9 protein-coding genes are annotated in these 12,250 nt (G+C 51.5%); 6 read left to right on the top strand and 3 right to left on the bottom strand.

Annotated elements, in window-relative coordinates:
- Positions 1-7 precede the first annotated feature (7 nt).
- Positions 8-646, bottom strand: coding sequence for a hypothetical protein (locus tag OSC10802_RS0114365; protein WP_017717462.1), 639 nt, complete (start codon positions 644-646; stop codon positions 8-10).
- 638 nt (positions 647-1,284) lie between these two features.
- Between OSC10802_RS0114365 and OSC10802_RS0114355 the strand changes: the two genes are divergently transcribed.
- Positions 1,285-3,828, top strand: a complete 2,544-nt coding sequence (locus tag OSC10802_RS0114355; RefSeq protein WP_017717460.1) for a vWA domain-containing protein — start codon at positions 1,285-1,287, stop codon at positions 3,826-3,828.
- 58 nt (positions 3,829-3,886) lie between these two features.
- On the opposite strand, the gene OSC10802_RS0114350 is transcribed toward OSC10802_RS0114355, so the two are convergent.
- Both OSC10802_RS0114350 and OSC10802_RS49835 read right to left on the bottom strand, forming a co-directional pair.
- Positions 3,887-4,810: a ribonuclease D gene (locus OSC10802_RS0114350; RefSeq protein WP_026098470.1), complete on the bottom strand. Its 924-nt coding sequence runs from the start codon at positions 4,808-4,810 to the stop codon at positions 3,887-3,889.
- A gap of 726 nt (positions 4,811-5,536) precedes the next feature.
- The gene (locus tag OSC10802_RS49835) at positions 5,537-5,833 is read right to left on the bottom strand and encodes a hypothetical protein (protein ID WP_155967755.1); all 297 of its coding nucleotides are present in this window, start codon (positions 5,831-5,833) and stop codon (positions 5,537-5,539) included.
- Positions 5,834-6,238: 405 nt separating this feature from the next.
- Between OSC10802_RS49835 and OSC10802_RS0114345 the strand changes: the two genes are divergently transcribed.
- The 5 genes from OSC10802_RS0114345 (at position 6,239) to cmx8 (ending at position 12,233) form a co-directional block, all read left to right on the top strand.
- Positions 6,239-6,577 carry a hypothetical protein gene (locus OSC10802_RS0114345; RefSeq protein WP_017717458.1) on the top strand — a complete coding sequence of 113 codons (339 nt, stop codon included), beginning with the start codon at positions 6,239-6,241 and terminating at the stop codon, positions 6,575-6,577.
- A 132-nt stretch (positions 6,578-6,709) separates the two neighbouring features.
- Positions 6,710-7,699, top strand: a complete 990-nt coding sequence (locus tag OSC10802_RS0114340; RefSeq protein WP_017717457.1) for a helix-turn-helix transcriptional regulator — start codon at positions 6,710-6,712, stop codon at positions 7,697-7,699.
- Positions 7,696-8,340: a type I-MYXAN CRISPR-associated protein Cas6/Cmx6 gene (gene cas6 / locus OSC10802_RS0114335; protein WP_155967752.1), complete on the top strand. Its 645-nt coding sequence runs from the start codon at positions 7,696-7,698 to the stop codon at positions 8,338-8,340. The genes OSC10802_RS0114340 and cas6 overlap by 4 nt, the downstream gene beginning before the upstream one ends.
- Positions 8,324-10,684: a CRISPR-associated helicase/endonuclease Cas3 gene (locus OSC10802_RS0114330; protein WP_017717455.1), complete on the top strand. Its 2,361-nt coding sequence runs from the start codon at positions 8,324-8,326 to the stop codon at positions 10,682-10,684. Before cas6 ends, OSC10802_RS0114330 begins: the two co-directional genes overlap by 17 nt.
- Positions 10,677-12,233: a type I-MYXAN CRISPR-associated protein Cmx8 gene (gene cmx8 / locus OSC10802_RS0114325; RefSeq protein WP_017717454.1), complete on the top strand. Its 1,557-nt coding sequence runs from the start codon at positions 10,677-10,679 to the stop codon at positions 12,231-12,233. The genes OSC10802_RS0114330 and cmx8 overlap by 8 nt, the downstream gene beginning before the upstream one ends.
- The last annotated feature ends 17 nt before the right edge of the window (positions 12,234-12,250 follow it).

The following is a 12,250-nucleotide window of genomic DNA, read 5'->3' as shown; positions in this document are numbered from 1 at the left end:
ACCGAAATCAGTGCAAGTCCGCCTCCCAGATACCGATATAGATCCGCTGGCGATCGTCCCGCTCAATCACACCCTTGAGGGACTCCACAGTCCAGGTGTACTGGCTGGACTCTCGCTGGTGAACCTGGTGCAACCCCCGCTTGATTTCCTCGTTCATCCGGCAGCCTAACATGCTATTGAGCGTCACCAGGATCTGCCGGGAGTCCACCGAGTCGGCAAAGGATGCCTCCGTTTGGCGCAGCCTCTGCGAGTCCTTGTCAAATAAAAAGCCCAAGCTAACCCGGTTTGGTATTAACTCATAGACTAACGCACTGGTATTTGGCCAATAGCCTGAGAGAATTCGGCTCGGCACGCCGAACATGCGGCGGACCATACTTCTAGGTGTCCCCGGCTGAAATCCCGGTATCCCCACTCCGACCGGCTCTTTGCGGCACTCACTGTCGAGAATCCTCGACCGTCGTGCGCCCTGATGTGTTAAAATTCGTTCACTCAGGGAATATCCCAGCGGTTTCTCCATCAGCTTCGAGGAGAGAGAATAAATTTCATTCCCCCGCAGCGTTTCTGACAGCAATGCGGAAGGCAGCGGGACTTGGTAAAGTCCGCTGAGTAAAAAACTTATACCGAGAGAAGCTTTGATCGCTATCATAGGTGGATCTTTTACGAATAGGCGATGCCGGTTTTTAGCCTTCTACAGGAATGCACCCTCTTACAGTCTTTGATTCCTACGGGTGCCGCTAGCCATGCCGGCGTCTGGCACAGCCCAAGTCCTGCCGCTACCAGCATAGCTTTACCCAATTTCCAGCATATCTGAAATTGAGCCTTCCAAAACATTGGCAAAGGCTTTCGCCGGCAAACACCGGCTTTGCCGAAGGACTGCCCCCTCTCTGCGGGGTGGCCACTGCCCCGTTTGTAGTTGGGCTTGAGCCCAAAGGTTTGTAGTTGGGCTTTAGCCCAAAGGTTTGCAGTTGGGCTTTAGCCCAAAGGTTTGCAGTTGGGCTTGAGCCCAAAGGTTTGCAGTTGGGCTTTAGCCCAAAGGTTTGTAGTTGGGCTTGAGCCCAAAGGTTTGCAGTTGGGCTTGAGCCCAAAGGTTTGTAGTTGGACTTGAGCCCAAAGGTTTGTAGTTGGGCTTGAGCCCAAAGGTTTGTAGTTGGGCTTTAACCCTGCCGGTTCGCACCCCCGCCAACTTCAGGCTTGGCCTGTCGGGCGATTATTTTTTTCCCTCCATCCCCCCTTTTCAAAGTTGCTAATGCTATAATAATATATGTAAGCCTGGAGAGGATAAATATGGCACGGAAATCCCTACACTCCCATCGAGCCAGCTCCCCGAATTTAACCAGCCCACACGCTCCCAACACTCGCACTAAATTCACCCTATACAACTTTGCCGGTCAGGAAAAGTCCTTCTATCTCGCCGAGCGAATTCCTCTGGAAAGGAAGCCGGTTGCCCTTCCAGAAAACTCGGTCGCTCACAGCATCATCATCCTCGACCGTTCCGGGTCAATGTCTGAGGACATCCTGGCATTAAAAGGCACTATAGTCAAGCTTTTGACTCTGGATGAATATCGCAACAGCCAGCTGCTGGTTAGCCTGATCTCTTACTCTTCCCGGAGAGATGTCACCTGTCACTTCCAGCGAGTTCCTATTGGGAAAGTGATGAAACCAAACTCTCCCTCCATCGGAGAGGTTCAAAAAATACAGGCTGCCGGGGGGACCTGCATGTCGCAAGCGATGAAACTCGCTCAGTCTCTCATCCAAAAGGGAGAGCTGACGGCGATAACTTTGCACAGTGACGGCTATGCCAACGATCCGAGCGCTCGTTCAGAAGCAACAGCGCTGGAGGAGATTTGCGAAGAACTCAAAATCATGGATGTCTTCGCCAACACTATCTCCTATTCCTCAGCCGACTTTAAACTGCTCTCCAAAATTGCCAACAGCCTGTCTGGCTATTGCATTCAAGCCGGCACCATAAAGGAAGTTTACGACTCCCTTTACAGCACCTCCAAACTCCTGAGCAGTTCAGTCTCCCCACCGATTGAGGAACCCTTAATTAAAGATTACGATTATCAGGTTTTTGTGTCAAGGAGTGGCAAGAAAATAAACGGCTCGTCCGGAACGCTAAAAATTGCCGGGTTAAACGCAGATGATGACGGGACATTCTACAAATATCAACAGCTAACGGAGGAACAGTACAAGCAACTAACAGACGTGACTGTGGCGCAGACAGATGAGTCAGTGTTTGCTTTTGCTAAGACAAATCTGGCTGAGGGGAATCTGAATATTGCCAAGTACGCGCTGGCGAGTACCTTCGACGCCACCCTCACAGAAAAACACGCCAAGGCGCTTACTAATGCGCAAGTGGCTGAGCTGGCGCAAGACTTGGAGCGGGGAATTTTTGAACCGGCTGTCTTGCAAGAGCATGAAATCTTTGATGGCGTTCAAGTCAGTGACAATATTTCCCTGCTGGAGCTAATCCAGATATTAGAAGAACATTCTGACAGCATCATTATTAACCTGAAGCATTTGCAGGAAACCTATCAGCGAACAGGGCTGAAAAGAATTCCCGGCGTCCGAGATAAGGATGGCAACCTTATCGAACCCACGCTGAAAATAGAAGCCTTGGATACGGGAGATTATGTTCATATGGGGTCGTTCTCCATCAATCAAAATACGGCGACTGTCAACATGCTGGTTCGCCGGCGAGTGAAGTTAGTCCAGGTAGATAGCGGAACGCCGGTAGTGGAAGTGGCGGGGGTTCTGCTCAATGACACCGAGAGCTTCAACAATTATACCATCGTCAGTGATGGCGAACTCAATGTTAAGTACCTCAAGGTCAAAATCAGCAACAAAAAAGTGTTTGAGTTGCTGAAGGAAAAGGGCGTCCTCGAACAGGATGGTGCGCCCGCCGGCGATTTTGACTTCCGAGGGGAGTGCGATCTCAAGCTTGACAATTTGCCACTGGTGCCTTTTGTGGGGCATTACAGCAGTCTTGAAGGGGTGTTTGAGGAACTGGCGGAAGTTAAAATTCTCTCCAGTATTGTGTCGTCTCACTTGAAAGAGGAGTCGGAGATTTACACGCCTGCTCAGTTGGATGAGTTGAAGCAGCACTACCTGTCGAAGAACCTCTATGTCAACTTTCCCACAACAACGGAATATACTGATTTAGAGGAGGCTATTAATAACGGCACCGTTGATTCGCGGGTGAGCTACAAGATTGATATCGGCAGCAAGGACATCCTCAACTTGGGGAAACTTTACTCGGCGAACAAGTTCCTCGACCGGCTTTATGAGGCTTACGATAAAGATACGGGAGAGAAGGTGGAAAAGCCGACTTTTGAACAGGCGCTGGATAGCGACCTGATTTTCGGGCACAAGGATTTGTCATCCCGCATGAAGATCACGAAAGTTGATGAGCTGATGCGGCGGATTTTTGATGACTTTCTCGGACTTCGGGAAACCGGCACGGTTGCGGGTATCCTGTCAAAAGTGGGTGCGGACAGTTTGCGGCGGGTGCTGCAGGCGAAGTGGAAGGGTGAGGGGGTGAAGCGAGACGAGTTTGTGGAAGCTTTGGCTGCTGGGAAAGAGAAACTGGAGCGCTATGCAGAAAAAATCTATCAGGAGAAGGTTTCTCCTCTGGTGTTCTACATCGGTGCGACGGGGCTTTTCCCGGATGAGATGGAGGCTAAGGCGATGACGGCTGAGGGGATTGGCGACCGGTATCCGAATTTGCAGTTTTCTAAGGATGAGCGAGAGGGGATGTTTTTTGATGCCGGTGAGTGTATAATTAGCGTCTACGCTAAGAATGAGTATTACACGAAAAAAGAGGCATAATCTCTAGTTCCCAGGCTCCGCCTGGGAACTAGAACGGCCAATATCTCTGCACCGGCTCTCACCAGTCCTCCTCGACTTCGGCTTCTTGGGCTTTGACAGTCAGCCGCCAAGTGGGTGTTTTCTCGACTTGCACGGAGAGTTGGCTGATGGCTTCTCCTAAGTCTTTCTGGAGAGCTTGAGTGAGGGTTACGGGAAAATCGAATTTAATGCCGGTGGTCAGGACTAGCTTGGCGAGTTCGGAAAAATCTGTTTTGACACTTGTCCGATCGTAACTGGCTAGTTTGAAGTGGGGGGTTTCTGTGACTTTTTGCGCCTGCATGGCTTTTTTGATGCGCTCTTGGATGGCTTCGATTTCTGAATTAAGAAGTTTCCACTGCTCGGCGATTTCGTGATATCGTTGAGCTAGGGCGGTTAAGTTTTCGGTGGCTGGGTCGGGGCTGCACCGGCTGATGAGTTCTAGCAGCCGCCTGTGCGCCTGAGCCAGATAAACTGTGTCCATGTGGGCGTATTTTAGCTGTTTCTCGGTGAGGGGGCGCTTTCCCCAGTCGCTTCCCTGCTCTTCTTTGTCGGGGTTGGGGAAGTTGCAGAGTTTTTCGGCTAGGGTTTTGAGCTTTAAGTTGGGTAATGGCAGGAGATAGTAGGGGATTCTTTTTGCCATTTCTAAGGTGCAGGTGACGTTCTTGGCTTTGGTTTTGCCCAGAAATTTGATATCGTAGCTGGCGTTGTGGAAGACTTTCTCGATGTCTGGGTTGGCCATGATTTGGTCAGTGAAAGCTGCTGCTAAGTCTGGCCGGTCGAGGACATCGAGGATGTAGGTTTGAGCGCCGGTTAGGTCTGTGGGATCGTCGGAGACTTGAATGAGGGAGAGTCTGGGTTTTTTGGTGTTGTAGTCGGCGACTTCTGTGTCCGCCCAGAGGGTTTGGCGCTGAGCGAATTTTCCGATCAGGGATTTGATGTCGCTGGCTGCTGTTAGGTACGGCATTGGGTGAGTTCCTGTGTTTGGTGGGGGGAGGTGCGGTTTCGTCTCCAGCATAAAGGTTTTTATTATCTCATTTGAGGGGGCTGTAGCCAACTGCCGGTGGTGCCGGTGTCTGGGGGGAGGGGGCGATGGCAAGGTTTGTAGTTGGGCTTCAGCCCAAAGTTTGTAGTTGGGCTTCAGCCCAAAGTTTGTAGTTGGGCTTCAGCCCAAAAGTTTGTAGTTGGGCTTCAGCCCAAAGTTTGTAGTTGGGCTTCAGCCCAAAGTTTGTAGTTGGGCTTCAGCCCAAAGTTTGTAGTTGGGCTTTAGCCCAAAAGTTTGTAGTTGGGCTTTAGCCCCACCGGCATTCGGCTATTGGCCTGGTGATATCCTGTCCGCCGGCTGTCTCTGGCAGTAAGGGCGGGTTGATGGCCATCTTTGGCGCTCGCCACAGATATATAGCAGTAGCCAGTTAAGTTAGGGGATTAGATCAAGAGGACAGGCGAGACGCCTGTCCTACGCCTTTTTCCCTAGGCCACTTCCGCGCCCAATATGACTGCTGCTATATCGGCTGAACCCGCTTCTACAAATAGGGAAAATGGATGCCGGTGGACATAAGAGGACTGCGCCGTGAGAGAGTGTTTGTGGAGAAAACGTGAGGGGGCCAGACACAGGGGGCGGCCACGGGGGGCCGCCCCTACAGGCCATGTGTCATATATATGTAGGGGCGGGGCTCACCCAAAATGTCTGCTGCTAGTCGAGGATGTCTGTAAACCCGCCCCTACCAGCATTCATAACCCGGTTTCTTACCCCTGTGCTGTCCCAGATGCGAGCCCCTGGCCATTGTCGGGGCGGAATTGCCGGTGGCTGTTTGGCCTGGGGGCGGCCACGGGGGGCGGCCCCTACATGCCGCAGGTAAGTATTAATACGGGGAATGCCGGTTCGGATTTTTTCTGCCGGCGGCAGATGGCACGTTTCGCACCGACTTGGCATTTGGGCGCGTTCGCTTCCATGCCCCTTGGAGTTCAGCTGCCAGAAAGGCCAGCACAAAACTGATTCCACATTATGCTACACTTAAGCTTTAATGCCGTAAAGCGTTAAACACAGTACAGAGCAGAGCAGAGCAACCTCTGATGCCGGAAGGCGTTGAGCAGTAGGGCCTTCGCTGTTCGGACACAGTGCTATTGCATGACTTACTTACCTCTGATGCCGTAAGGCGTTGATCGCAAGCACCATAGCATAGCAAGTAGAGCGCGACGAAGGGGAGCAATTGCTCCCTTGTTCACGCTTAGCAGAGGGACATCTGGTAAAGCTCAGGCTGTCCCAGCTGAAGTTGGCAGCCCACCTGTGGGAATAAAATCCTGAATTGTTACAAAGCTTAATATTTACGGTCTTGCGTTCGTTTTAGTTTTGCGCATACATTATTTATGTAGGGACTTCGATGTACAAGATGCCATGACTGCTAAAACTGCAAATCAGCCTGACCCAGCACTGTTGATGGCCACCCTCAGCGAGTTCTGGCTGGCCCAAACCCAAAAAATTGAGGCGCTGGCTCAGATTGTAGAAGCTTTCCAGCCTCAAACCCAAAAAATTGAGGCGCTGGCTCAGATTGTCGAAGCTCTCCAGTCTCAAGTTCAAAAGCTCGAAGACAGGCAGAACCTTTTGGCTGCTCTGGAAGATGAAAATCTTGAACTGCGGCAGCGGGTATATTGGGACTCCGAAGACTGCTGCTGTGTTGAGGATGAATTGCAGCGCGAATATTCGGCACAGAGGAGAGGAGAGGCGGCGGCATAAGTCCTGGACTGGAGCAGGGTAGGAGCGCAGGAGCGGACTGACGCGCAAAAAATTTCTGACTTTTTCTCAAGGCGGAAATGTTTTTGCAGGGTAGCCGGCTTAGCATAAGACTAATTCACCTGCTAAAGAGTTATGTCTCCCCGCCGTTTGGAAAGGTTATTGCAGATTGATGCTTTGCTGCGCTCGGGTCAGCGGCAAACGGCTGTCAGCCTTGCTGAAGAAGTAGAAGTGAGCGAGCGGACGGTTCGCAGTGACTTGGCGTTTTTGCGCGACCGGTTCAATGCCCCACTGGAGTTCAGTCGCAAAAAGGGCTATCACTATACAGAGCCGGCTTGGCGGTTGCCGAGTATTTCTCTGAGCAAGGGAGAATTGTTTGCGCTGATATTGGGAGCGCGGATGCTGGAAGTCTACGCGGGGTCAGCGTATGCTTCAGAACTGCGTTCGGCGATCACTCGGTTGAGTGAGCGACTTCCAGAACAGACGTGGGTGGATTTGCAGCAAATTGCCGATGAGCGGATTATCTTTCGCCCGGGTGCGGAAATTAATCTTAACCCTGAAATTTGGAGTCAGCTGGTAGATGCCTTCCGCACGTCCAGGAAAGTTTGGGTAAAGTATTACACTGCGAGTCGGAATGATGTGTCCGAGCGGGTTATAGATCCCTACCACTTAGACATCTATCGCGGGACGAATCCCTATCTGATTGGTTATTGCCACCAGCGCCAAGCCGTGCGATCGTTCCGGGTGGATAGGATTCAAAAGTTGCAGGTACTGGAAGAGAAGTTTGTCCGCGATCTAAGCTTCAATGCTAAGGAGTACCTGGATCAGATATTTCAGTACGAGGTGGGAGGAAAGCCGGTGCCTGTGGCTATCTGGTTTGATGCTCCGACTTCACCTTATATAAGAGAGCGGCGCTGGCACCACACTCAGGAGATTGAGGAGCACCTGGATGGCTCCCTAACGCTGCATCTTGTGGTGGGGGGATTGAACGATTTGAAGCGTTGGGTGTTGGGATATGGCAAGGGGGCGGTGGTTCGGGAGCCGCCAGAACTGGTAGAATTAGTACGCACCGAGTTAGAGGGTATGATGCCTCTGTATAATTTGGGTGCCAAAGGAGAAAAATGATGCGAGAATTGCCTTATGTTGAGTTATGCTTTAATCTGACAGGTGAAAATATTCCGGCGGATCACGGGTATGCGCTGTACTCAGCCATATCTCATCTCTGCCCTGAACTGCATAACCGAGATGGGCTCAGTATCGAGACGATTGCCGGCATTCCTGACCGACAAGGGAAGATTTATCTGACGGAGAAGTCTCGGTTGCGGATTCGTTTGCCGGGTGACGAGGTGCCTGCGGTTTATCCTTTGGCGGGGAAGCTGCTGGGAATTGGAAATCATCACATCACGCTGGGGATTCCGCAGATTTTTATGCTGAAGCCGGTGGGTCAGTTGCGCTCGCGCATCACGGTTATTAAGGGATTTGAGGAGCCAGAGCCATTTCTGGAGGCGGCTCAGCGCCAGCTTCAGGATTTGGGGATTCAAGCGACAGTGGCAATTCCCATGAATAGCGAGGGCCAAACCGACCGCAAGGCCATCAAAATTAAGGGGTATACCGTGGTGGGTTTCGGCTTAGAAGTCAGAGATTTGTGCGATGATGATTCTATTAAGCTACAGGAGCGCGGTCTGGGAGGTAAGCGGCGAATGGGTTGCGGTATTTTTGTCCCGTTTCACAGCACTAGAGAGGTGAACTATGCTTGGGCTAAATGAACACCTATTGGCCAAGAGTAAGCGTTCAGGTAAAATTCTCACGCTAGAAAAACACCTGAACGAGACGGAAGAAGCGGCTGAGCGAATCTTCCGCTTGGACGGTCGTTGGGGGCGCAACTGGTGCCGGTTTTTCAAAATCTATGCCGAAGCTGACCAGCAGCGGTTTTTGCTGAATCTGCGCGTTGCAGCGCTGTTTCACGATTTAGGGAAAGCAAATGAGGATTTCTTGAAAGCTGTTTCGCAAAAGGGGTTCTACCAGCAAAGCATCCGCCACGAACACCTAAGCGCCCTAATTTTGCAGTTGCCAGAAATCTGGCAGTGGTTGGGCAGAAATTCCGATTTAGACTTAGACGCAATTACAGCGGCTGTCCTGTCGCACCACCTTAAAGCCTCTGACTCTGGAAGCTGGGAGTGGTGTCAGCCAAAAGGCAGGCTTTGTGTGCCACTCTACTTGCAGCACGCAGAAGTGAAAGCCATTCTAGCCCGAATTGCCAAAGTTGCCGGTTTGCCTGAACCGCCAGCACTGCCGCAAGAACCTTGGACTCGTGAATCAGTTTGGCAGCAAGCTTTATCCAGAGGCCGGCAGGCGGCGAAGGATTGCAACCGAAACATCCGAAAGGAGCGCAATCCCAAGAAAAAATCTCTATTTCTAGCAGTTAAAGCTGGGGTGATTGTTGCTGATGCGGTCGCGTCTGCTTTGTTTCGGGAAAATCTTTTACTGGAGGAGTGGGTTGAAAGTGCTGTCCACACACCGCCAGTAACTCCTGCCGAAGTGGAGGAAGAAATTCTCACACCTTTCGCTAAGGCTGCTGCTAAGAAAGAAGGCAAGCCTTTCAAGCTGCGAGACTTCCAGGGAGAGGTGGCTAGAATTGGCTGGCGCGGACTGCTGCTGACCGCTTGCGGTTCCGGCAAGACACGCGGAGCGTGGGAATGGCTAAAAGAGCAGTGCCGAGAGCGGGAAATTGGCAAGTTAATCTTTCTCTATCCGACTCGCGCAACAGCACTGCAGGGTTTCTTAGGGTACACAGCTTGGGGTGGAGAAAAAGCAGCACACTTGACAGGTACGGCACAGTACGAGCTGGAATGGATTTTGGAAAATCCTGTCGAATCAACAAAGGGTAAGGATTTCCGGCTTTCCGAATCCGAGGCGCGGCTGTTTGCCCTAGGCTGCTGGGATCGGCGGTACTTCAGCGGCACTGTAGATCAGTTTATGAGTTTTTTGGCACACAACTATAAGGCCATGTGCCTGTTGCCGGTTTTAGCAGATGCCGCAATTGTGCTGGATGAGGTTCACAGCTATGACCGGCAGATGTTTGAGTCCTTAATTGCTTTCTTGAGAAACTTTGACATTCCGGTTCTTTGCATGACGGCTACTCTGCCGGTAGGGCGCAAACAACAGCTTCTCGATACGGGACTTGTGGAATTTACCAGCCAAAGCGCTGGCCAGAAGTCTTCATACTTGGAGGAGCAAGAGAACCACCCGCGCTACCGCCTAGAGGTTGTTAAGGAGCCAGATGCTTTATCGAGAGCGATTGCAGCCTACCAAAATGGTCAGCGGGTTCTCTGGGTTGTGAATCAAGTTGCGAGATGCCAAAACCGGGCGGAAGAGTTAGAATATCTGCTGGGGGTGGAAGTCCTCAGCTATCACAGCCAGTTTAAGCTTGGCGACCGCAACGACACCCACGCCGCAATAGTGGCGGCTTTCACCGCTGATAAAAAAGAAGGTGAGCAAAAAGAAATTGTGCCGGCGATTGCTGTGACCACTCAGGTCTGTGAAATGAGCCTTGACCTTGATGCCGACTTGCTGGTGACAGAGATAGCTGACATCTGTGGCTTAGTGCAGCGTTTTGGCCGCGCCAACCGGCAGCGGTCGAGAGGCAACGACTTTCGCGCACAGCTGTTGGTTTACCCGCCTGAAAATTCACGCCCTTACACAAAGGAGGAGATTGAGAGCGCTTCGCGTTTTCTGGCTGACTTGGGGCGGGGTGACTTGAGCCAGCGGCTGTTGGCAGAGAAATTGGAACATCACGCCCAAAAAGAACCATCAGTAGAGGGTTGGACGCGGTTTCTGTCGGAAGGTTATTACGCTACGCCGGCAGACTTCAGGGACATTGATGACTATCGCAAAACCTGCGTCCTCGATGGGGATTTGCCACAAGTGTTAGAGCGCATCCAAGATCGCCGTCCGTTTGATGACTTAACCCTTGGCGTGCGCGAGCGCTACGTCCTCGACCTTGGCACCGAGCGTCCCCACTGGCTTCCCAAGTGGCTGGGAGTGGCTCCCTCTAGACAATATTGTCAAAAAAGGGGATTCTGGGAAAAGCGGGAGGTGCAAAATGTCTGAAGTCTTAACCCTGAAATACTCGCTAGCGGAACTCCCCTCGGCTCAACACCGAGCGGGATTGGCCGGTTTGGTGCTGGTGGTTGACTGGCTCAAGCACACAGGACACGCCGGCACCTGTAACATATCCGACCTTGCAGCGGAAGGTGCGACCCTGCAGGTTGACCGTGAGGGACTAAATGCCCTGTTTGCAGAGCTTTACGCTCCTCAACGGGTAGAAATCCCCAGCAAAAAGGAGGACAAGAAGAAAACCCCCATCAGAATTGAGGAAGGTGATTCGGGCAAGATTTATATCTATGAAGATTTTATCCCGAAGGCCGGTCAGATTGCCGACTGGGACCGCAGTCAAGAGCAGCTGTGGCTGAAGCTCTGGCGGGATTTTCTCTGGGCGTTGCGAAAGCAACCCGCATCGCGCACAATCTTTAAAGACAGTGACAAAGGCAAGAAGTCTAGACAGAAGACGGCTCAAGATACATGGGAGCAACTAAAGGGCAGCGAGAGTGCGGTTAAACTGGCCGGCACTAATCTTCTGGGCGTCCAGGAAAAAAATACGGAGATTGTCCCCTTCAAGGACAGGGGTAAATTTGAGTTCTTACTGAACTTCTGGCCTTACGCTATCCAGATTTACGAGCCTGTCTACCGGAACTTTAAAGGGAAGTTGAAATCAGCGGGGTATGCTATTGCAATTCCGGACGTTGCTAATTTAGAATATTTCTGTGAGGACTTTCCAGACGCCCTTCGGAACCGAGAGCAAAAGCAACATCCCTACTTTAAATCGCGCCCCAATCAGGCCATCTTAAATTTGGCCCCGGCAGCGGGGCTGGAGTTTCTGAAGTGCTTGCGCCAGCGCCTAGCGGAACTAGAGGGCAAACGAAATGTGGCCGATCTGATCTTCGCTGTTGAGGTTTGTTTGCTCTCTGTGTCTGACGACGGACAGAAAAATGAAATCCGAGAACTGGTGCGGCTGACTCCCGAAGAGTCACAAATTGACGCTTTTGCGCGGGTGCGGGAAAATTGTTGGGATACAGTTTTCACGGCGCAACGGCTGAAAAATGTTTTAGGACGCCGCCTTTGGTATGTTGGATTTGACCGCTTGTGCGCTTCCTTAGATATTGCGCAAATTTTTGGCCCTCAGTCTTATTTCTGTCGAGACGCCCGGAAATCTTTTGAAGTGGAGGTTATTGATTTGAGTGCAAATGCTGAGCAAAATCAGCCTCTCTCGCTGGAGGCGCTGATTTACAAGCTGGTGGATTCTTACCTCGGTAAGCGACTGAAAGAAAAATATGAACTCGTCTGGGATAAGGTGAAAGACGATGAGGCGAAAAAAGAGGATTACAGCGAAAAGCGGGAAAAACTGGCCAAGGAAGTTTTCTATGGCTTTCGCAGCCGGTCTGGCACCGACTTCGCTAACTACTTCGCTATCACAATGGGTTCTGTAAACCAAAGTTACTTGTTGAAGGAGCAAAACTTCGAGCTTTTGGCACAACTCCTGTATAAGGAACCGGATCGCGTGAAATCCATTACGCTCTTAGCACTGTCGGCAAGGGGTTAAGGATCTCAAGTTTTTGA

Source organism: Kamptonema formosum PCC 10802 (assembly GCF_000332335.1).
Lineage (GTDB): Bacteria > Cyanobacteriota > Cyanobacteriia > Cyanobacteriales > Oscillatoriaceae > Oscillatoria.
The sequence above is the reverse complement of the archived record's forward strand: the minus strand, read 5'-3'. Positions and strand labels throughout refer to the sequence as shown.

Coding starts and splice junctions, on each gene's coding strand:
- OSC10802_RS0114340 (WP_017717457.1), top strand. CDS start 6,710: ATGTCTCCCCGCCGTTTGGAAAGGTTATTGCAGATTGATGCTTTGCTG.
- cmx8 (WP_017717454.1), top strand. CDS start 10,677: ATGTCTGAAGTCTTAACCCTGAAATACTCGCTAGCGGAACTCCCCTCG.
- OSC10802_RS0114350 (WP_026098470.1), bottom strand. CDS start 4,810: ATGCCGTACCTAACAGCAGCCAGCGACATCAAATCCCTGATCGGAAAA.
- OSC10802_RS0114365 (WP_017717462.1), bottom strand. CDS start 646: ATGATAGCGATCAAAGCTTCTCTCGGTATAAGTTTTTTACTCAGCGGA.
- cas6 (WP_155967752.1), top strand. CDS start 7,696: ATGATGCGAGAATTGCCTTATGTTGAGTTATGCTTTAATCTGACAGGT.
- OSC10802_RS0114355 (WP_017717460.1), top strand. CDS start 1,285: ATGGCACGGAAATCCCTACACTCCCATCGAGCCAGCTCCCCGAATTTA.
- OSC10802_RS0114345 (WP_017717458.1), top strand. CDS start 6,239: ATGACTGCTAAAACTGCAAATCAGCCTGACCCAGCACTGTTGATGGCC.
- OSC10802_RS0114330 (WP_017717455.1), top strand. CDS start 8,324: ATGCTTGGGCTAAATGAACACCTATTGGCCAAGAGTAAGCGTTCAGGT.